The 21,416-nt window shown below is 31.2% G+C and carries 20 protein-coding genes; 5 read left to right on the plus strand and 15 right to left on the minus strand.

Annotation, left to right across the window (positions count from 1 at the left end):
• Positions 1 to 101: 101 nt before the first annotated feature.
• From CLMAG_RS16060 to CLMAG_RS16070, 3 genes are all read left to right on the plus strand, one after another.
• On the plus strand, positions 102 to 3,179 hold the full coding sequence (locus tag CLMAG_RS16060; RefSeq protein ID WP_066624604.1) for an efflux RND transporter permease subunit: 3,078 nt from the start codon (positions 102 to 104) through the stop codon (positions 3,177 to 3,179).
• Positions 3,169 to 4,419 (plus strand): efflux RND transporter periplasmic adaptor subunit, encoded by a 1,251-nt coding sequence (locus CLMAG_RS16065; RefSeq protein ID WP_066624607.1) that lies wholly within the window; start codon positions 3,169 to 3,171, stop codon positions 4,417 to 4,419. Before CLMAG_RS16060 ends, CLMAG_RS16065 begins: the two co-directional genes overlap by 11 nt.
• A 109-nt stretch (positions 4,420 to 4,528) precedes the next feature.
• The gene (locus tag CLMAG_RS16070) at positions 4,529 to 4,969 is read left to right on the plus strand and encodes a MarR family winged helix-turn-helix transcriptional regulator (protein ID WP_066624608.1); all 441 of its coding nucleotides are present in this window, start codon (positions 4,529 to 4,531) and stop codon (positions 4,967 to 4,969) included.
• 58 nt (positions 4,970 to 5,027) lie between these two features.
• Here the strand turns inward: CLMAG_RS16070 and CLMAG_RS16075 are convergent, their stop codons facing one another.
• Entirely contained in the window at positions 5,028 to 5,456 is a 429-nt protein-coding gene (locus tag CLMAG_RS16075) for a MarR family winged helix-turn-helix transcriptional regulator (RefSeq protein WP_066624609.1), read from the minus strand.
• A gap of 91 nt (positions 5,457 to 5,547) precedes the next feature.
• Complete coding sequence (locus CLMAG_RS16080; RefSeq protein ID WP_066624610.1) at positions 5,548 to 7,296, minus strand: DUF4084 domain-containing protein; 1,749 nt, start codon at positions 7,294 to 7,296, stop codon at positions 5,548 to 5,550.
• Between the two features lie 113 nt (positions 7,297 to 7,409).
• Here CLMAG_RS16080 and CLMAG_RS16085 point away from each other — a divergent pair, with 113 nt between their 5' ends.
• Complete coding sequence (locus CLMAG_RS16085) at positions 7,410 to 8,315, plus strand: diguanylate cyclase (RefSeq protein WP_066624612.1); 906 nt, start codon at positions 7,410 to 7,412, stop codon at positions 8,313 to 8,315.
• A 222-nt stretch (positions 8,316 to 8,537) separates the two neighbouring features.
• On the opposite strand, the gene CLMAG_RS16090 is transcribed toward CLMAG_RS16085, so the two are convergent.
• The 12 genes from CLMAG_RS16090 to CLMAG_RS32505 form a co-directional block, all read right to left on the minus strand.
• Positions 8,538 to 9,281 (minus strand): carbonic anhydrase, encoded by a 744-nt coding sequence (locus CLMAG_RS16090; protein WP_066624614.1) that lies wholly within the window; start codon positions 9,279 to 9,281, stop codon positions 8,538 to 8,540.
• 238 nt (positions 9,282 to 9,519) lie between these two features.
• Positions 9,520 to 9,792 (minus strand): winged helix-turn-helix transcriptional regulator, encoded by a 273-nt coding sequence (locus CLMAG_RS16095; protein WP_066624615.1) that lies wholly within the window; start codon positions 9,790 to 9,792, stop codon positions 9,520 to 9,522.
• A 15-nt stretch (positions 9,793 to 9,807) separates the two neighbouring features.
• Positions 9,808 to 10,869 (minus strand): methyl-accepting chemotaxis protein, encoded by a 1,062-nt coding sequence (locus tag CLMAG_RS16100; RefSeq protein ID WP_066624617.1) that lies wholly within the window; start codon positions 10,867 to 10,869, stop codon positions 9,808 to 9,810.
• A 29-nt stretch (positions 10,870 to 10,898) separates the two neighbouring features.
• Positions 10,899 to 11,357, minus strand: a complete 459-nt coding sequence (locus tag CLMAG_RS16105) for a Fur family transcriptional regulator (RefSeq protein ID WP_066624620.1) — start codon at positions 11,355 to 11,357, stop codon at positions 10,899 to 10,901.
• Positions 11,358 to 11,381: 24 nt separating this feature from the next.
• Complete coding sequence (locus tag CLMAG_RS16110) at positions 11,382 to 12,002, minus strand: HD-GYP domain-containing protein (RefSeq protein ID WP_066624623.1); 621 nt, start codon at positions 12,000 to 12,002, stop codon at positions 11,382 to 11,384.
• Positions 11,992 to 12,291, minus strand: a complete 300-nt coding sequence (locus CLMAG_RS16115) for a DUF2325 domain-containing protein (RefSeq protein WP_066624625.1) — start codon at positions 12,289 to 12,291, stop codon at positions 11,992 to 11,994. The genes CLMAG_RS16110 and CLMAG_RS16115 overlap by 11 nt, the downstream gene beginning before the upstream one ends.
• A 103-nt stretch (positions 12,292 to 12,394) precedes the next feature.
• On the minus strand, positions 12,395 to 14,440 hold the full coding sequence (gene feoB, locus CLMAG_RS16120) for a ferrous iron transport protein B (protein ID WP_066624626.1): 2,046 nt from the start codon (positions 14,438 to 14,440) through the stop codon (positions 12,395 to 12,397).
• 51 nt (positions 14,441 to 14,491) lie between these two features.
• The gene (locus CLMAG_RS16125; RefSeq protein WP_066625077.1) at positions 14,492 to 14,716 is read right to left on the minus strand and encodes a FeoA family protein; all 225 of its coding nucleotides are present in this window, start codon (positions 14,714 to 14,716) and stop codon (positions 14,492 to 14,494) included.
• A 58-nt stretch (positions 14,717 to 14,774) separates the two neighbouring features.
• Positions 14,775 to 15,011, minus strand: a complete 237-nt coding sequence (locus CLMAG_RS16130; protein ID WP_066624629.1) for a FeoA family protein — start codon at positions 15,009 to 15,011, stop codon at positions 14,775 to 14,777.
• A gap of 395 nt (positions 15,012 to 15,406) precedes the next feature.
• Positions 15,407 to 17,440, minus strand: coding sequence for a methyl-accepting chemotaxis protein (locus CLMAG_RS16135; protein WP_242873050.1), 2,034 nt, complete (start codon positions 17,438 to 17,440; stop codon positions 15,407 to 15,409).
• Between the two features lie 255 nt (positions 17,441 to 17,695).
• Positions 17,696 to 18,091, minus strand: a complete 396-nt coding sequence (gene mscL / locus CLMAG_RS16140) for a large-conductance mechanosensitive channel protein MscL (protein ID WP_066624631.1) — start codon at positions 18,089 to 18,091, stop codon at positions 17,696 to 17,698.
• Positions 18,075 to 18,215: a hypothetical protein gene (locus CLMAG_RS32505; protein ID WP_161486986.1), complete on the minus strand. Its 141-nt coding sequence runs from the start codon at positions 18,213 to 18,215 to the stop codon at positions 18,075 to 18,077. Before CLMAG_RS32505 ends, mscL begins: the two co-directional genes overlap by 17 nt.
• 143 nt (positions 18,216 to 18,358) lie before the next feature.
• Here CLMAG_RS32505 and CLMAG_RS16145 point away from each other — a divergent pair, with 143 nt between their 5' ends.
• On the plus strand, positions 18,359 to 19,171 hold the full coding sequence (locus CLMAG_RS16145) for a Cof-type HAD-IIB family hydrolase (protein ID WP_066624632.1): 813 nt from the start codon (positions 18,359 to 18,361) through the stop codon (positions 19,169 to 19,171).
• A gap of 163 nt (positions 19,172 to 19,334) precedes the next feature.
• Here CLMAG_RS16145 and CLMAG_RS16150 read toward each other — a convergent pair whose 3' ends face one another.
• On the minus strand, positions 19,335 to 21,137 hold the full coding sequence (locus tag CLMAG_RS16150; protein ID WP_066624643.1) for a methyl-accepting chemotaxis protein: 1,803 nt from the start codon (positions 21,135 to 21,137) through the stop codon (positions 19,335 to 19,337).
• Positions 21,138 to 21,416: the final 279 nt, after the last annotated feature.

Below are 21,416 nucleotides of genomic sequence, written 5' to 3' on the forward strand. Positions count from 1 at the left end.
ACATATATTAAATATTAATTCACATCAAATATTGATATATATTAAAATTAATATCGTATTAATATTTAATAATAACCAAATATTATGCTAGGAGGGTAAAAATGAAAATAACTGAAATATCAGTAAAAAGGCCAGCTGCAATGTGGATGGTAGTAATTTTGCTAATTGCACTTGGTGTTTTTGGCTATACAAAAATGGGAGCAAATTTACTACCTTCTATGAATAATCCTGTTATAACAGTCAGCACAATCTATAGTGGTGCTAGTGCCGAAGACATTAAGAAGGATGTTGTGAAACCTATTGAAGATGCAGTATCAGGAATAAGTGGTCTTGATACTATTAATTCTTCTGCAAAGGAAGGTTATGGTACTGTTACAGTAACCTTTAAATCCACTGCTAATTTGGACACTGCATATCTTGATGTTCAAAAAGCAGTTGAAAATGCCTCATCAAAACTTCCTGAAGATGCTGGCAAGCCTACTATATTTAAGATGGACACTAATGCTATACCAGTTTTGGCAGTTTCTCTAAATGGAACTGTCAGTTATGATGAACTTTACAATGAATCTGATATTTTAAAGCAAAAACTAGAAAAGATACCTGGTGTTGGAAAAATAGATTTAATGGGTGCCGATAAAAAGCAGTTAATGATAAAGCTTGATAAAACCGCTATGGAGTATTATGGCATAAGTATTAATACTATAATAGGTAAATTAAACTCAGTTAATCTAAATGTGCCTGCTGGCGAAATTAAGCAAGACAAGCTAGATCAATCCGTTAGAGTCATTGGCCAATTTCACAGTATAGATGATGCTAAAAACATGCTAGTGCCTACTTCAAGTGGTGGTACTGTACGCCTAGGAGAAATTTCAAAAATAGCTTTGGATGCTCCAGATGCAACTACACAAATAAGATTTAACGGTAATAAAACTATGGCAGTTGTTGTTGGGAAACAGAGTGATGCCAATGTAGTAGAAGTAGCAAATAGTGTAAAAAAGGAATTAGAATCAATTAAAAAGACTATTCCAAGCGAAATTAAAGTTGATATCGCTTTTGATACTACCACCTTTATTACTTCTTCACTAAAGCAAGTACAACATAATCTCATAGAAGGAATTATAACTACTGCAGTTGTACTTTACTTATTTTTCCGCAGCTTCCGCTCTTCTCTAGTTGTTTTAGTTGCTATACCTACATCACTTATAGCTACTTTCTTTATGATGTATAAGCTTAATTTTACACTTAATATGCTCTCTCTTATGGGACTGTCCTTAGTTGTAGGTACACTGGTGGATGATTCCATAGTTGTAATAGAAAGTATACAAAGACACTTAGGCTTAGGAAAAAATCCTATAAGAGCTGCTATTGACGGTCGTAATGAAGTTGGAATGGCTGCAGTAGCTATAAGTCTTTGTGACATAGTTGTATTTGCTCCTATTGCTCTTATGTCCGGTATGATAGGACAACTATTTAGGGAGTTTGGGCTTACAATAGTTGTAGCTACAATATTCTCGCTCTTAGTATCCTTTACAATTACACCAATGCTTTCATCCCGTATACTAAAGAGAGAAAACAAAGAAGAAGAAACTAAAAAAGACGGCTTTTTTAGTAAAGTTCTAGAAAAATACAAAAGCACCCTCATATGGTCCTTAGAACATAGAGGAAAGGTTTTATCTTCTGTTATTATCTGTATTGTACTCAGTGTAGCTCTTATTCCAATGGGAATATTAAAATCTGAGTTTATACCTACAGCTGACCAAAGTTCTTTTACTATTGACTTGTCTGTTACTCCAGGTTCAACCTTAAAACAAACAGATGAAAAAATTGCTCAAGTTGAAAAATATTTAAAAGATATGAAGGAAGTAAAGAGCTACTTTTCAATGGTTGGATCAAATAGTCAAGGAAGTTCAGATAAGGCCACTGGTGAAATTATGGTTAACCTAATCCCTAAGAGTGAGCGTAAAAAAAGCCAGTCAGAGCTTGCAGCACAAGTTCGTGACTTTGGTAAAAAGATGACTGGAGTAGATTTTACCGTAACAGAATCCCAGTCTGGCGGTGGAAGCAGTAAGCCTGTTTCTATTAGTATAAAAGGTGATAACCAGGAAACTTTGGAAACTTTATCAAAAGAAGTTGAGAAGATAGTAAGAACAGTACCTGGAGTTATCGATGTAAGCAATTCTTCCAATATAAAAAGCAGTGAACTAAGAGTAAATATAGATAGCCTAGCAGCTGCTCAATACGGCATTGCTACCTCCGATATAGGAAGCTCAGTAAGAACTGCTTTAGCAGGTACTAAAGCAGGAGTATATAGGGCAAATAGTGAAGAAAATGATATAACACTTAAGTTTATGGATGGACAAATAAGAAATGCTGAAGATATTAAAGCTATAAAAATTACAAATGGATCTGGTGAGCAAATACCATTAAGTCAGATTGCTTCAGTTGTAAAATCAGCTAGTCAGCCATCACTATCTAGAGAAGATAAACAAGATGTTATTACCATAGGGGCAAATCTTCAAGGTAGAGTTCTCGGAGAAGTAACTAATGATATAAAATCTAAATTAAAATCTCTATCTATACCTACAGGTTATAGTATAAATTATGGCGGAACTCAAAAAAACATGGCAGAATCTTTCAGTTCTCTTGGATTAGCCCTAGGAGCTTCATTATGCCTTGTTTATATGATATTAGTAGTGCTTTATGAGTCCTTCCTAACTCCAGCTATAAGAATGGTATCATTGCCTTGTGCTATAATAGGTGCATTTGGTCTATTAGCATTAACAGGCCAAACTTTAAACTTGATGTCAATGATTGGTTTAATAATGCTTGAGGGTTTATCATCTAAAAATGGTACTTTGTTGATAGACTACACAAATACATTAATGAAAAAAGGAATGAATTTAAAGGATGCCCTTATTGAATCTGGTATTACCAGATTAAGACCAATTATAATGACAAGTGCAACAATGATAGTTTCAATGCTTCCTGTTGCTTTGTCTATGGGTGAAGGAAGTGAAATGAAACAGAGTATGGCTATAGTAATAATTGGTGGTATGGTAGCATCAACTATCCTTTCTCCAATAGTAATACCAGTAGTTTATACCTTAATGGATGACTTAACTAAGTTTGTATTTAAGAAAAAAAGAAATTCTAAGGGGGTTACACAGTATGAAGTTTAGAATTTTAAATAAAAAGAACTTAATAATCGGTGTAATATTAATACTTATTATTGCTGGCTCCGCTTCTATTTTAGGCAAAAACAAAAAAGTAGAAGAAAAACAAGATGTAAAAAGCGTAAAAGTGGAAAAGGTATCCGTCGGTTCAATATCTACTGAAGTAGAATATGCAAGTAAATTAAATCCTGTACAAGAAGTAACAATCTTTCCTAAAAGCGGTGGAAAGGTTGCTAGTTTAAATGTAGATATAGGCGATAAGGTTACAGCAGGACAGGTGTTATTTGCACTAGATACCGCTGAACTTCAAGCACAGCTTCAAGCTCAGCAGGCAGCATTAGCAGCCTCAAACGCTAATTTAGCCAAAACAAGTGATTCTGGGCTTCAGCAGCAGATAACATCTTCAGAACAAAATGTTGCCAAAGCACAGATAGCTTATAACAATGCTAAGGACAACTATAATAAGATGGAAAAATTATATGATGCAGGAGCTGTATCAAAGCAAGAGTTAGATAATGCAAAGCTAAAATACGATAACTACTCCGTGGATTTAAAAGCTGCTCAAGATAATTTAAATCTGTTAATAGAAAAATCAGGTCCTCAATCCACACAAGTAGCAACAGCTCAAGTAGCTCAATCACAGGCAGGAGTTAACTCTGCACAAATTCAGTTAAATAATGCTACTATCACTGCACCTATTTCCGGAGTGGTATCGGCTAAGGATGTTAAAGTCGGTCAGCTTGCTAGCAGCCAATCTGGTTCAGTTACTATAATCGATTCAAGTAGCTTTATAGCTGAAATAAGCGTTCCAGATAAAATAATTGGAAAAGTTCAAGTTGGACAGTCTGTACAAGTTAGTATAAGCGCATTAGAGAATAAAAAAGTCTCCGGTGTAATAGATAAAATTAGTCCCAACTCTAATTCAAAAGATAACTCCTATACAATAAAAGTTAAAGTAGATAATTCAAATGGCGAGCTAACAGCAGGTATGTTTGCTAAAGTTTCTTTGCCCTCTGAAAATAAGAATAATATCTTAACCGTACCAAACGAAGCAATTAAGATGGAGAATAACGTAAACTATCTTTATCTAGCCGAGAATGGAAAAGTTAAAAAAGTCTCTGTTGATACTGGCATTTCAAATGATAAGGTTACAGAAATAAATGGAAATATAAAAGAAGGGGCCGACGTAATTATCGAAGGTCAGAATTTATTAAGTAATGGAGACAAGATTAATGTAGTTAAATAAACTTTTCAGCTATTAAATACCAAAATGGAAATTTCTTAACAAAATGCGTTGGTCTTATTACCATAGAATCAACGCATTTTTATTTTAATCTTTACGAGGAGGATGCTATATGTGTAAAAAAACAGTAGATATTTTAGCTGAAAAATTACTTACTATTGGTCCAATTATGACTAAAAAAATTATTCGACTTGATATGCAGTCTAATGACATAGTGTCTATAAATCAACTAATGGTATTAGGATCACTTCATGAACAGGGAAGCTTATCTATTTCCGAAATATGCAAAAAACTTCTCATATCTAAACCTCAAATGACAATTATTTTAGATAAATTAGTAAAAAGCAACCTTGTTTATAGAATTTATAATACTACGGACAGAAGGACTATAAATATTAGTTTAACTGAAAAAGGAAATGAGTATTGCAAAAACTTATTAGAAACACTTAAAGAAAACCTAACACGTAAACTTATAACCTTATCTAAAGAGGATTTAACAACATTATTAAGTTCAGTAGAAATTGCAGAAAGTATACTTAAGCGATTAGACTAAATTATAATAAACAACAGTAATATAACAAGTTAACATATACTAGTTATATTACTGCTGTTTATTCATCAATGTTCCCCAGTTTCTCATAAATTGTGGCTAAAGCTTCCAGTTCATTGGGTTCCAAATGTGAAAGATAGCTTTTTATTACACTACGGCATTTTCCTTCGAATTTACTTATCACTTCTCGGCCTTCCTCAGTTATAGATACTAATACAGCTCTTCTATCATTTTCACTGTGGCGTCGGGAAACCAACCCATTATTTGCCAATCTATCAATCATTGTTGTGACTGCACTTGGCTTCACTCCCATTTTTTCAGCTAAATCAGTAACTTTGTGTGATTCCTTTTTTGATAGTAAATCTAACATACTAAACTGAGTTTCAGTCACACCAAATTCCTGTAGTTCACTTTTAACCTTCTCACCAATTTTCATACTAGTATTCCATAATGCAGTTTGTGCACGTACAACATAATCATCTTTATTCATCCTAGGTATTTCCCCCTTCTGGGTACAAATTATTACTTACTTTGAATCATATAACGAAGTAAATGAAAAGTCAATATTTGCTCCTTAACATCTAAAGAGGAAAGTTCACCACAAACTTACTTCCACAATTAGGTTCAGAATCCAAGGTTATTTTCCCTTGTAAAGAATCTACTAAACTCTTGACGATAGCTAGACCGATTCCTGTTCCTCCATATTGTCTTCTAGTGCCATGATCTATCTGTGTGAATTTTTGAAAAATATAGCTATGGTATTCTTTGGGAATTCCAATCCCTGTATCCTCCACACAGATTTGAAATGCATCATCACTGACACTGGCAGATATCTTTATATATCCCTTTGATGTGAATTTAATAGCATTCGTTACTAAATTAGTCAAAATCTGTTGAAGTTTCATTTGGTCAGATAGTACTAACTTGTCTGAGTCTTCAATATTTAACAATAGTTCTAATTCTTTTTCCGCTGCTAGGTAGTAGAGTTCTTCATAAGTATGTTGAATAAGATCTGATAGCTTTATTTTATCTAATTTTACACTGTTTTTATTACTTTGTATTTTTGCTAAATCTAGAAGATTGGCAATAAGGAATAGTAGCCTCTTTGAGCTTCTTTTAATTATCTGCAAATCCGATAAAATCTCATCTCCAACGGGACCATCATCACCATCTTCAATTAGCTGAATATAACTTAGAATAGCATGTATAGGAGTTCTAAGTTCATGGCTCATAGATGCTATAATATCATCTTTAAATTCATTTGACTTTATAAGCTTTGTATTAATATCATTAAGTTTTTGGGTCCTTTCAGTTATTTGATTTTCTAAATCCATATTCAAAATGTTAAGCTGCTTCAGCAAATTTTGATTCTCTAGTAAGGTAATTATTTGACGTATAACTAGTAGAATAATAGTAATTGAAAATCCTATAAACAAGATATCTAATTTCTCTCGTTTAAATAGAATAACTATCAATAGAAAAATAACAGTGGCATACGGAATAGAAAGTCTAAGCTTATCAACTTGAAAGTAATTTAACGAAGAATTATGGCATAGGTTAGTCTCAAATTTATACTGGACACTATAAATAAGTCCAGCAAACCCTATTAGCATGATAGCTATTGGCCAGAGAGGATCAAAATAACTTCCAGAACTATAGGAATTAGATAATGAAAAAAATGTATAAAATGAATCTGCTAAAATAAGTATTAAAAATGCAAAAGTAATAGTTTGTATTACCGTCTTAGGAAATACATAATTACAGCTTTGATATAGACTAATAGTTCCAAAGAGTAGAACTAGGTCGCCTATTGGATAACCTATTGAAGTTACTATATGCAAATTTGACAGATTACTTTGAATAAATAGTGGATTCATAAGATATTCCCAACTAATGGTTGAAAGTGCTATTATAACAATAATTGCATCGAAAAAAAATTTTGCTGATTTATAGGTATTTTTTACTTCATAAAGCTTATAAGCAATAGCAATCATATAAAAGAAAATCTGCAAATAGCAAAACAGATCTGACAAACTAGGAAAAGAAATTTTTATCTTCAAGATCAAATCATAGTAGTCACATATCAGTTCAGATATTGCATAACTAGTGTTTCCAATGAGCATTAACAACCAAAAATATTTAGCTTTTTCATTACATTTAATAACTGTAATGAATGAGAATATAATACCAATTATAATACCTGTTAAAGAAATAGTGTCAATAAAAAACAATCCAACCCATGATTCTTTATCGAATAAATTAATTGCGATAGAAAAAACTAAGGTATACAGTGTAATAAATATAAAAAATAAATATTTCCAATTTCTCATTAGCCTCATCCTCCTCACTTTATATTATGGTATTGAATAAAAAGCTGTAACTTCATATATAACTATTTTAAAAGTTATACATATAATATATAAAAGGGGAGAGTGACGGAGTTATGGCTAAAATTTTGGTAGTAGACGATGAACAGTTTAATGTTATTTTATTAACTAAACGGCTTTCAAAATTGGGGTATGAAGTCTTACAGGCTAAAAATGGTCATGATGCTTTAAAGTTACTTGACGAGCATCTGTGTGATTTGATACTTCTTGATATTATGATGCCAGATATGGACGGATTTGAGGTAGCTAAAAAAATTCTAGGAAACCCAGATCAAAAAGAAATTCCCATAATATTTCTCACTGCTAAAACTTCCATAGAAGATAAACTAGAGGGCTTAACCTTAGGTGCAGTAGACTATATTACTAAACCCTTTGATTTTCGTGAATTACAAGTTAGGATCAAAATTATACTTAAAAAAAATGAAACAAAAAATAAATTATTAGAAGAGAGTAAAGAACTTAAAGAAGCAGCTTGTACTGATTTCTTGACAGGTTTACTCAATCGCAGGCATATAGATCAAGTGTTGAAAAATCTATTCAACGATTGTAATCAAGATACATCCTCTCTATTACTTATGGATCTTGATTACTTCAAAAAGATAAATGATACTTACGGTCATGATCAGGGTGATATTGTATTAAAGGGAGTTGCTAAAATACTAAAAAATTCTATAAGAAACTCAGATACTGTAGCACGCTATGGTGGTGAAGAATTTATTGCAATATTACCTTCTGCTTCTAAAAAGGCAGCTTTTTCTATAGCAGAACGAATCAGAATAAATATTGAACAGAAAATTTTCAACCTAAATGGACAAGAAATCCACATTACTATTAGTATTGGTAGTGCAACCCTCATAAGAGAAGAAAATAAATATCAAATATTGGAGGAATGGATACAAGCCGCTGACAAAGCACTTTACAAAGCTAAAAATAATGGAAGAAATCTAGTAGTTCAAGTGTAATTTTTATACAGGAATAAAACTCCTTATTCCTGTATAAAAAATTATTTTATCCGATGACTACCCACTCTAATACTCCCGCTTCTCAAAGCGTACGTTGCGAGCGGCTACGTCCCTGGATTCGTTCAACTAAGAATCAGGTTGGGGGTAAATGCCTAAATGGCATTTAACGGGCAAAGCCCCGGGTCGTAGACGAAACCCCATCTGATTCAAGTTTTCACTTCATTATTGAGTAAAAGTAACTTGTCCAGATTCTAAATGATATTTAGCACCTACAACTGTCACCTTTTTTGATTCCTCTAGATGTTTAATAACTGAGCTTTTCTTTATTTCTGCAATAGTATTATTTATGTTCTCATCAGTAGCTAACTCAGGGATGTCTTCTTTGTTTTTTGCAGAACTTTTGGCTTTTTCAACAGAAGGTTTTATTTTATTAACTATAGCTGCTATATTTTCAGGTACTTCTCCACCATCAACTGTAGCTTTTACCGCACCACATTTTTCGTGTCCCAACACAACAATGAGAGGCCCACCAAGGTGTTCTGCTCCATATTCGATACTACCCAATGTTATTGGATCAACAACATTTCCTGCATCTCTTATTACAAATATATCCCCAAGAGCTTGATCAAATATTAATTCAGGTGGTACACGAGAATCAGAGCAAGTGATTACTACAGCAAAAGGCTTTTGTCCCTTTACTGATAAATCCTTTCGTCTTGTGTCACTCAAATCTTTACTCAAAATTTTTCCAGAGACAAATCTGTTGTTTCCATCAACTAATAACTTTTTAGCCTCTTCAGCTGATGTAATAGTTTCGGGTCTTGTGTACCTAGTATCTTCTGCCTGTGTACTTTTTTCAGTTTCCTTTGATGTCTTAGATGCATCAGTACAACCAGAACCGAATACTATACTAGTGGATAAAACTAGCGTTGTTAAGATAAGTTTTAATTTAGATCCTTTTTTCATAAGACTCCCCCCCTATAATAAAAATGAATTCTTTTATAGTATAATATATTTTATAAGATTATAAAAGGAAATTTTGTAGCATTTTGGATATTATATTGTGTTTAATAACCCTTTTTTTCAAATAAATGCTATAACAAATCAGAATATTATTATAAAAGTATATTACATTCAGCGAAATATGAGCAACTTAACAAAAGCACTAAGAATATCATTAAAATTCTTAGTGCTTTTTCATATCCTATGCAATTTTTGAATACTTTCTTCCCTTATCGGTTACTTTCCATATATTAATATCAATACCAGAGCTACCACAACAGTTTGACTTTTGAGAGCAACTGCATCCACAACTATCATTACAGCTACTCATATTATCTTTTTCAATGTATCCCATGTTTTCTAATTGGGATATCATTTGTTCTACTAAACTCTCATCTATTCCTAATTCTCTTGCTACCGACTTATTTGAATACATTCCACCTTCAGACAGTCTTTTTAAAATCTTCATTAACATCTCTAACCCTCCAAACTAAAATTCTTTGATTAATGTCTCTAATTTTTCAACACTCTCTATATTTTCTTCAATCTTTTCTTCAACTTCATATACTTTTTCCACTGTATTTAAAATGTCAAAAGACATTTCTGTAATATTATTAGAAGAGTTATTTATAGTGCTTGTAACCTCATTTACTACTTTAGTTATTTCTTCTACGGAAGCGCTTATCTCCTCTGTAGATGTACTTACATCACTCATAATATCACTAAATTTTACCGTATTCTTATCATATTCTTCACATACATTTATAAATTTATCATAGTCTTTAGTTACAGTTTCATCTAGATAATTAACTACTTCAGTGGAACACTGACTTAATTTCTTAACGGAAGAACTGACATTACTTATTATATTATTGATGCTCTTTACAATTTTCTCAGATTCTTCAGCTAGTTTTCTAACCTCTCCTGCTACCACAGTAAAACCTCTACCTGCCTCACCTGCCCTTGCAGCCTCTATAGATGCATTAAGAGCCAAAAGGTTAGTCTGTTTCGCTATTTTCATAATATCCTCTGAAAATCCATATATCTTTTCTACCTCATTAGAGTCTTCTATAGCTTTATTTAGCTCTACTTTAACCTTGTCCAATATAGATTTAGAGTTTTGTATAGCCTCTAGCACACCTTCTTTTAGATTATTTGATTTATGACTTATTATTTCAGTGTTTTGAGAAGTTTCTAAAACTTTTTTTGATATTAAGGCTGTTGAACTTTCAATTTCTTTTATAGAAGAATACATTTCTTCAGATTTAGCAGATATATCAGAGATTTCTTCCATAAGCTTTTCTGATACACTTAAATTATTGTTTGCTGATTTTTGTATTTCATCAGTTAATTTTTTTATCTCCGAAGTATTATCAGATATTTTATTTGAAACCTTCCTAAGTTCACTTTCGATATACACTATTGAACTATCGTTAACTTCGATTTTATCATCAATGTTAGCTCCTTCTTGTCTTCCCAATGAAAATTTATTTTTAAATTTATATATAATATTGCTTATTTTTTTATTAATAGAACTTTCCACCACACTCATCAAAATCACCTCATTTTAGATTTAGAAAATTACCTTCCCTTAAATTTTGGATTGCAGCTTTCACAGCATTCTGAAGCCACAACACTGATACTTTCAACTGCAATTCTAAATTTTTTCTTTAGTTTTTTAATTAAACTCATATATTCTTCTGTTGCTTCCACTTCGTCTATATCCATTATTTTATTACACTTACTGCATCTAGCATGTATATGTACTTTATATTCATTCATTAATTCTAACTCATAATAATTAATGTTAGTTATGCTTATTTTTCTCACTAATCCCATTTTCTCAAAAATCATAAGATTTCTATACACAGTGGTAAGACCTATATTCTTAGCTTTCACTTCTTTATATATTTCATCTGCACTCATATGTTTATTATTTTTATGAATGGCTTTTATTATGTTAAGCCTTTGTGAAGTAACTTTATATCCTCCACACTTTAACTTATCTTCAATATAATTTTTACAATTGATTTGTCCCATAATTTTACCAACACCCTTTTACATCTACGCTTGTTTAAAATTCATAATATCTTTCATAAATCCTAAGTTGTCCTCAATATAGTCAATAATCCATGGATCAAACATTAATCCTTTATTCAATACTAGTTCCTTTATGCACTCTTCAAATTTCATAGCTTCTCTATAAGGCCTAGTTGAAGTCATTGCATCAATAGAATCACAGACAGCTATTATTCTAGCCCCTAAAGGTATATCCATTTTAGATAATCCTTCGGGATAACCTTTACCATCCCATCTTTCATGATGGTATAGCACCATCCTACTAATATGCTTTAACCTATTTGACTTACTTAGAATATCAAATCCTATTTTAGGATGTACTTTTATATATTCCCATTCATGCAGTGCAAGCTTACCTTTTTTATTTAAAACATCATCCGGTACTCCTATTTTTCCTATGTCATGTAGATGTGCTGCCATATGAATATTTTCTAATTCATATCCTTTTATACCAAGTTTTTTAGATAATTCAGAGGTCATAAAAGCTACTCTTTCCGAATGACCTTTAGTATATAAATCCTTAGCCTCAAGAGCTGTTACCAAGCTTTCAATTATATCATGATAAATTTTCTTTTCTCGAGATCTAAAAAGTATCTTACCTATCATTTGGTGTCTCCTTAAGAAAAGTTCGTATTACTCCTTCCATATGTGCCCATGATCGCTTGGAAAACATAACTTTCACATCACATCTTTTAGACTCATCCTTTACAATCTCCGTTACGTTATGTCCTACATAGTCTATCAATACCAATACTAAATCTGTTCTTTCTGGTATCTTTATTTTTCTATCCATTTTTTTTCTTCCAGTTACATGTTCTATTCTGTCAAAACCACTCTGCCTTAACTTTTCTTTTATGTTACAGATTCTATCTCCTCCTATTACCAAAACACTCATGGAAGATCCCCCTTTTTAATCATTTTTCCTAATATAAAGGAAGTCCACATTGCAATTAATATTAATAATCATTCTCAACAAAAGCGTGGACTTCCCTATTTTTTTAACTAAAACCTAAAAGCTTTCCTATTTGATACACTAATACTCCTGCTATCCATCCAATTACACAAGTATATATTACTGCTGCAAAAGCCCATTTGCTTGAATTTGTTTCTCTTTTTATTGCTCCTATTGTAGCTGCACAAGGACAATATAAAAGAGACATTACCATGAAGGATAGTGCTGAAAGAGGTGTAAATACCTGTTGAATAATTGTAGTAAGATTATCCTCTCCTACTCCATATACTGTTCCTAAAGTACTTACCACTGCTTCCTTAGCTCCAATACCTGTTATAAGTGATACTGCAGCTTGCCATGTTCCAAAACCTGCTGGTTTAAATATTGGTGCTATAACTGAACCTACTATTCCAATTAAACTATCTTTGCTACCTGGCTCTACTCCTGATGGCAAGTTTGAAAGTGCCCAAACGATTATAACTAATCCCAATATTATTGTAGTCATCTTTTTTATAAAATGCTGTGATTTTTCCCACATATGAATAAATATACTTTTAGCTGTTGGTATACGGTAAGGAGGAAGTTCCAATATGAAATAAGACTCTTCTCCTTTAAATACTTTTTCACTGAAAAATTTACCTACTAATATTGCAACTATAATTCCAAGTGCATAAAGAGAAAATATTACAATTCCCCCCTGATCAAAAATACCTATTTTTTTTCCCGAGAAAAAAGCTCCTGCAAATAATGCATAAACTGGTAATCTTGCTGAACAGGATACAAATGGATTTATAAGTATAGCTACCATTCTATCCTTCTTACTGTCTAAGGTTCTTGTAGACATTATTCCAGCTACATTACAACCACCAGATATAATAAGAGATACAGCTGTTTTTCCATGAAGACCTATGGAATTCATAAATCTATCCATTACATAAGCAGCTCTAGCCATATAACCACTATCTTCAAGCATAGCTATAAAGAAATACATAGTGAAGATCATAGGTATAAATACAACGACTGATCCCAGACCTCCTATAATACCATCTGTTATAAAGGATTTTAATAACTCTGGAGTCCCCACATTAGTTAAAGCATTTCCTACCCATTCACCAAGTGCGATACAAACTTCATCTACTTTTCCACCTAAAAATCCATTTCCAAAGGTCATACTTACTTGATACATAGTAAACATTATTATCGCAAATATTGGTATTCCAAACCACTTATGTGTAACCCACTTATCAATCTTATCAGAGGTACTTTCTTTTCTAATTATTTCTTTTTTAATACTGCTTTGTATTACTTCACTTATTACCTCATATCTTTTATCTATTATAAAGGCATCTGGCTCATATCCTATTGCTACAGTTAAATTCTCTATACTTTTTTCTAATTTATCATTTATGTTCTCACAGTTTTCTTTCTTTTCTATGTATTTTTTCATGTATTCATCGTTTTCTAAAAGTTTTAGCGCTGTCCAAGATTCTGGATATTCTAAAGATGCAACGGATTCAGAAATAGCCTTCTGTAATAGGTCAATCTCCTTTTCTATGTCATTTCCATAATCTATTTTGAATGGACTAATTTCTTTAGCATCACCTACTTTTATTGCTTCCTTTACAAGTTCATTTACTCCTTCTCCTTTAGTGGCTACTGTGGCAACAACAGGTACATTTAGAGCTCTGGACATTTTATTCATATTTATTTCTATATTTTTATTTTTAGCTTCATCCATCATATTCAATGCTAAAACTACTTTTGCGCCAGTTTCTAAAAGCTGCATTGTTAAATACAGATTTCTTTCAATATTACTAGCATCAAGTACGTTAATTACCACATCCGGCTTGTCCTTTAATATAAAGTCACGAGCTACTACTTCATCTTCTGAATAGGCTCCAAGACTATAAGTTCCTGGTAAATCTATTATTCTTATATTTCTATTACCAACTTTAAGCTTACCTTCCTTTTTTTCAACAGTAACTCCTGGCCAATTTCCTACATGCTGTTTTGAGCCGGTTAGTGTATTAAACAAACTAGTTTTTCCACAATTAGGATTACCAGCTAACGCTACTACTAATTCTTTACTCATATTATTCATCCTTCTCCTTTAACAAAATAAATATTATATTATGATTTATTACTAAACCTCTCTTACCATAACCTTTTGGGCCATTCCTCGGCCCAGTACCAATCTCATTTCCCCTACTTTTATTATTAAAGGTCCTGCATCATTTCTAACTATTTCAATTACATTCCCCTTGTTTACTCCCATTTCCATAAGTTTTTTACACATCAGTTCTCCGCCCATTACGTTATTTACCTCAGCATATTTGCCAACTCCTATAGAATTTAAAGGAATACTCATAATACCCAATTAAAATTCCCCCTTCTTAAATAACCTAAATTTCTATACATGCAGTTTCTTAGATTAGTTCAACAATAATATCCTTAGCCTCATTTTTTCTAAGACTTAAATTATAGCCTCTTACCCTTATCTCTATAGGATCTCCCATAGGTGCTTTTCCTTCAATCACAATTTCTATACCTTTAACTATGCCCATATCCATTATTCGTCTTCTTATTCTACTTTCAGGTTCTACCTGAACTACCTTTACTTTTTGATTTATTTCTACTTGATCTAATTTTATTAAATTTGACATAATTTCACTCCTCATAATTGATATTGATTCTCATTAGCAATTAAACTTTACTACTTTTTGGATTGATTGTCAACCCCTATTCACTTTAAAAGTTAAATTTAACTTAAAATATTAATTATGTAAAATAAACAAATTTACTAAAAAATTATTATATAAATTTTTACAGAGTAAAAAGCCTCCACAGCATTATAATTAGTTTTATGCTGTAGAAGCTTTTTATCCGATGACTACCCGCTCTAATACTCCCATCTTCTCCAAAGTGTACGTTGCGAGCGGCTACGCCCCTGGATTCGTTCAACTAAGAATCAGGTGGGGTTTGAAACCCCATCTGATTCAAGTTTACACTTCATCCAAGACTGGCTAGCCAAGTCCCCCTATGTTATTCAAATTATCCTTTATATTTTAAAAGTATTTATGCTATTTTCAAGTTCCTCAGCCATATTTGTAAGCTTCTGAACATTATATGAGATCTCTTGAAGTATAGCAGCCTGCTCTTGACTTGAAGCAGCTACCTGTTCAGTATTTGCCGCTGTATTAGTAGAAATTCCTTGAATATCTTGTAAATTTCCATCTATTTTATCCATTTCGTCTTTAGAGTTAATAATCCTCTCATTTACTTTTTCTAGATTTTCCTTAGTATAGTCAAAGGACTTTATTATTTCATTTAGATTTTTCCCTACTATCTCAACTATTTCTTGACCTTTTTCTGCTTCTTTATTTCCTCTTTCTATTGATTCTAAGGCCACATCAGTTCTACTCTGTGTAGCAACAATTAACTGTTTGATATCGCTCGAAGATCTCATGGATTCTTCTGCAAGCTTTCTAACTTCATCAGCCACCACTGCAAATCCTCTTCCTGCTTCTCCAGCTCTAGCAGCCTCAATAGATGCATTCAATGCTAATAAATTTGTTTGATCCGCTATTCCATCTATTATTTCAACTATATTTCCTATCTCTTTAGAGGTTCTTTGAAGCTCTGATATCACCTCGGATGAATAATTTACACTGCTTTTAATAGTTTCGATTTGTTTAATCATGTCATTCATTTTCTCTTTACCACTAGAAGCAAGTATATTGGTATCATCTGAGAATTTTACAATTTCATTAATCTGATCTTTAATAATTAATACGTTGCCTACAAAAACTTTTATACTTGATGAAATTTCTTCAGTAGCATTAACCTGTTTTTCTGCTCCATTAGCCACTTCCTGAGTAGAAATAGAAATCTCTTCTGAAGATGCTGAAGCTTGTTCCGCTGAAGATAGCAGGGCTTTAGAGGATGTTGCAAGCCCTCCAGACATTTCATTTATCTTAACTACTATGTTTTTCAAATTTGAGATCATATTATTAAAACTTAATCCAAGTTTTCCTACTTCATCATTGGTTTCAATTTCTATATTCTTAGTTAAGTCACCTTCTGCCACATTTTCCGCCGCTAAGGCTAATTTATCTAGTGGATTTAAAGTTGATCCTACAATAAATCTTAATATAAAACCACCAATAATTAATAATAATAGTGTAACTACAACAAAGCTTATAATAATACTTCTAATGGCCGCCTTTTCATTTTTCAATGAAAGTCCTATATTTGCTGCCCCTATAACAGTATCATTTTCCCTTATAGGCATAATAACATCATAAACATATTCTTCTCCCTTATATTTATATAATGACGAATACATTTTTCCGTCCTTTACCGCTGTCTTACTCCCTTCATCCGTCAAAGAAATCCCTATCCTGCTTTTATCACTGTGAGTGGCGGCTTTTAAATTAGTATCTATAGTCAACGCATATACTATATTTTGCTTTTTACCTAGTCTATCTACCAGTGTTTGATTATTTACTGCTTGGCCCACTTTTTGAACCTCATTAGCAAGTATTCCAACTTGTATTAGCCCTCCATTTTTTAAAGAACTTGCACCATACTTGTAATAATTTTTGTCAGCACTATTACTGCTTTGTCTTACTTGTTCTACTACTTTTGATTCTTTCCCTTGAAGAACTGGCTGCACTGGATGATCCTCAAGATACTTATACCCAATATTCTCTGGCAGATTGGAATAGATTATTTCCCCAGAGGGGTTAACTACATTTATTTCCTGAACATTTATATCTTTTGCAACCTGTAATAAATATTCATTAGAAATATTTGCATTTTCACCAACTAGATAAGCCACAGTTAAAATTTTTTCTCCTAGTAAGCTATCTAGTTGTTTCACTATTAAATTATTATTTTCGACTTCCGTTGATATTTCTTCTACTAAACTCATGCCATCTTCTTTTACTTGGTTTTCAAACTTTTTGTTAATAATTGTAAGAGATATAATGGCTAGTAGAAGTGTAGATATCATAAGTACTAAAAGAGCACTGAGGGTTATTTTTAGTTTTAGAGAACGATTTCGGAACATTGCATTTTTCAACAAGACCACCTACCATAATAGATTTTTTGACATGTAGTATATAATTAATTTAAATATATTTATATATTAGACTAATTTTACATTAAATCCTAGTATTCTTCAAGTATTGACAACTTTTTATTATCAACTTAACTTCTATATCACCAACAAATTTATAGATATTAAATATGGTGCTGTGAAAAATTGCAAAATTTACACAAAGCAATTCACTTGAGCTGAAAATTATCATAAAAACGTGACAATTCCAGCTCCATAAATATTCCTTTATTTTTTTAATAAATCTCTAATTTCTTCAAGCAACAATGCTTCCTTTGATGGTTTTTCTTCTTCTTTAATAACTATACCCTCTTTTTCTATTTTAAATTTATTTATTAATTTAATAAATAAGAAGATAGAAAATGAAACAATTAGAAAATCAATAACATTTTGGATGAAAGCTCCGTAATTAAGAGTAACTGCTGGCACACTACCATAAGCTGGTTTAATTACAAATTTCAAATATGTAAAATTAATTCCTCCAGTTAAAGCACCCGCTATTGGCATAATAATATCATTAACCAAAGAAGTAACTATTTTTCCAAAGGCACCACCTATAACTACACCAACCGCTAAATCTAATACATTTCCCTTTACTGCAAATTCTTTAAAATCTTTCAGCATATTTAATCTCCTCTCTATCGCCTTTAATTTTTCTTACTCTAATATTTTCATGATGTCTATACTTTTTTATCATATTTATAATACCATAGATATTATTAATCCACAATTCTGCTAAATTCGCCAAATTTCTAATATCAAACTAATCCCTCCATGAGCAAAAACTACTTTTTTTCAAATAAAAGTACTATTCTCTATTGGTGAATTTTAATTTTTAGTATACAATTTAATATATATATTAAATATTTAAATAGAAATATGGAGAAAAGTATGGGCAAGAAATTTGAAGGTTATTTATTAGTTTCAGATATGGATGGAACCTTGATTGATAATGACGGAAGAATCTCTGAGGAAAATATTAACGCTATAAATCGCTTTGTAGCGCAGGGAGGCATATTTACAATTGCTACAGGTAGAATGCTAGAATCAGCCAAAAGATATCTACACCTTATTGATATAAATATACCTGTGATATTGTACAATGGTACAAAGATTTATGATTATACTAAAGAAGAAACTATATACGAATTATTTTTAGAGGATGAAATAAAAAACCTAATTAAGAAAGTAAAGAAAACTGATGCTTCTTTAGGAATAGAAATATACTGTGAAGAAAATGTTTATATTTTCAATCACTGTAGATTTACAAAACGCTTTGCTAAAGCAAGATCTGATGTACATTACAACATACCAGAAAGCTTATGGAACAAAAATTGGACAAAAATTTTAATACTAGGTGAAGAAGATCAGATAGATATGTTAGAGGACGTCTTTATCTCTACTTTTGGTCAAGTAAATTTAGTTAGAAGCGGTGAAAATTATTTAGAATTATTACCACAGTGCACTTCTAAAGGACATGCCTTAGAAAGATTATGTAATATTCTAAATATAGATATCTCTAAGGCAATTTCAGTAGGTGATAACATGAATGATTATGAAATGCTTAAGAGAACTGGCTATGGTTTTTGTGTGGCTAATGGAAACAAAAAGCTACTAGATGAAGTAAAATATAAATGCAGTTCCAATGATGAACATGCTATAGAATATGTAGTCAAGTGGGCAGAAAATAACTTATCTATATAAGTGGTACAGTTCATTATTCTTATTAGAAATTTAAAAATATAGCAGTATATACTGGAATATACTGCTATATTTTTATTTACATCCGTCATTAATTTTTTCATATCTTAAAGAATTAAGTTGAGTTTGACACCCCATCTGAGTGAAGTTTCACTTAATTTACTAATTAAATTTTAAATGTATTAACATTTTCAATAGCATTTTTAGTAAGTCTAGCAAGAGTATTTGAAGTTTCAGCTACCTCTGTGGAAAAAGCATTTAACTCTTGAGAAGTTGCAGCAATTTCTTCTGCTGAAGAAGAAAACTCTTGTGCTATGGATGTTGTATTTTCTACATTTTCGATAATGCCATTTTTTATTTCATTTATACTAGCTGCTTGAGAGTAAACTGCATTAACTTTTGGCATTATATTACCCAGAGAACTAATAATTTTTTGAAAAGACACTATAGAGTTTTCAATAGAAATAACTTGTCCACTAAGTTCTTTACTAACTTCATTTGTAGTATATACTACATTGCTCGTTTCTTTCGATATATCACATATTAAGTTATTTATACTAGTTGATGACACTTTAGACTGTTCTGCCAATTTACGAATTTCCTCTGCAACTACAGAAAAACCTCTACCTTTATCACCAGCTCTAGCCGCCTCAATAGCTGCATTAAGTGCTAGTAAATTTGTTTGCTCAGCGATACTCTTTATAACATCAGTGATTTCATATATTTTTCCTATATTGCTATTTAGAGACAATATTTTATTACTCACATCACTAAACATATTATTTATGTTTCCAATTGAGTCCACTAATACCTGTAAGGACTCATTGCTATCTTCAGCCATTTTATTTATAAAAATTGTATTTCCTTCTACATCTTTAATTGAAACAGTTATACTCTCAATTTGAGTTCCAAAACCATCTAATGAATAAGTTATACTCATCAAGTCTTCTGACTGCTTGGATGCACTCATAGAAACATTATTAACTGCAGCAGCCACTTCCCCTGAGGAATGTAACATCTTATTTGATATATTTGATAATACTTGAGATTGTTCATCAATTGTAGAAGAATTAGATTGAATGACCATAATCACTTCTCTAATTTCATTTACAGTCTTAGCTAAATGTTTTTTCATAGCTCCAAATTCATTCTTTTGATTAACATCAATTTGTATAGTAAGATCCTTATTAGCAACAGCATCCAAATCCTTACTCATATCATTAAGCGAATTTTTAATCATATTTACGATAAATGAGGATATAATAACTATCAATGCTGCAAATCCTAAAAATAGCACTGTGAAATATAATAATATCCTTTTATAAACATTCTCATTATCTTTATTTATCTCAAGAGCGGACATCTTATCGTTATCTGCTAATATAGTTAAATTAGTATATAAGTTTGTCCCCTCTGCTTCAAAATCATTAAATACATTTTTATCTATCTGTGTGCCGCTCTTCAATAATTCTGATATTCCTTTCCACTTTTTCATATAAGTTTCATATTGTGCACTAATGTTATTTATTCTAGATTTTTGATCTGTAGTTAGCTTTTTTGATTTATAACTTGAAAAAAGAACTTGAATATTTTCATCTATTTTCTTTATTTCTGCGTCATTTAACGAATTATGTTTTGTGGTTGATAAATTAGCATAAAGTCTTATAGTCAATAGTCCTTCTTTAATAGAATTTAATTCAGTTATTGGTATTAGCTTACTTTCATATATATGAATTGAATTAAGATTTATTTTTTTCATTCCATAGTACCCTAAATATCCTATAGAAATAATCGATATTAAGGATAAAATCACAATAAATATTAAACTATTTACTATTTTCACATCTTTAAACCAATCTTTTTTCTTTAATAATACTAGATTTTTTTTGTTATCTTTTTCATTTTTAATATTCATTTCATTTAATTTTGTTGTTTTTCTTACAAATTTTAGTTTTTCAAATAAATTCATAGAAGCTCCCCCTTTCAACACCATATCCATGCAGTTTTCATTTTTTACATTATATCATTTTTTTTAAAACAAGATAACAATTTAATAAAAAAATATATATTTTTTTATTAAATTGCTATAATATAAAGAATTGTAATACAATTTTAACAAATAATGTAACACCTTTATACAAGTTAACCCTAATAAATTTACTTTACAATTCTTACTCCTTTTATATTTGTAAATCTTTTAAAACATTATAAACAAATTAATATTAACCATAGACTTGATATTAATTTG

It is taken from the genome of Clostridium magnum DSM 2767 (assembly GCF_001623875.1).
Taxonomy (GTDB): domain Bacteria; phylum Bacillota; class Clostridia; order Clostridiales; family Clostridiaceae; genus Clostridium_AM; species Clostridium_AM magnum.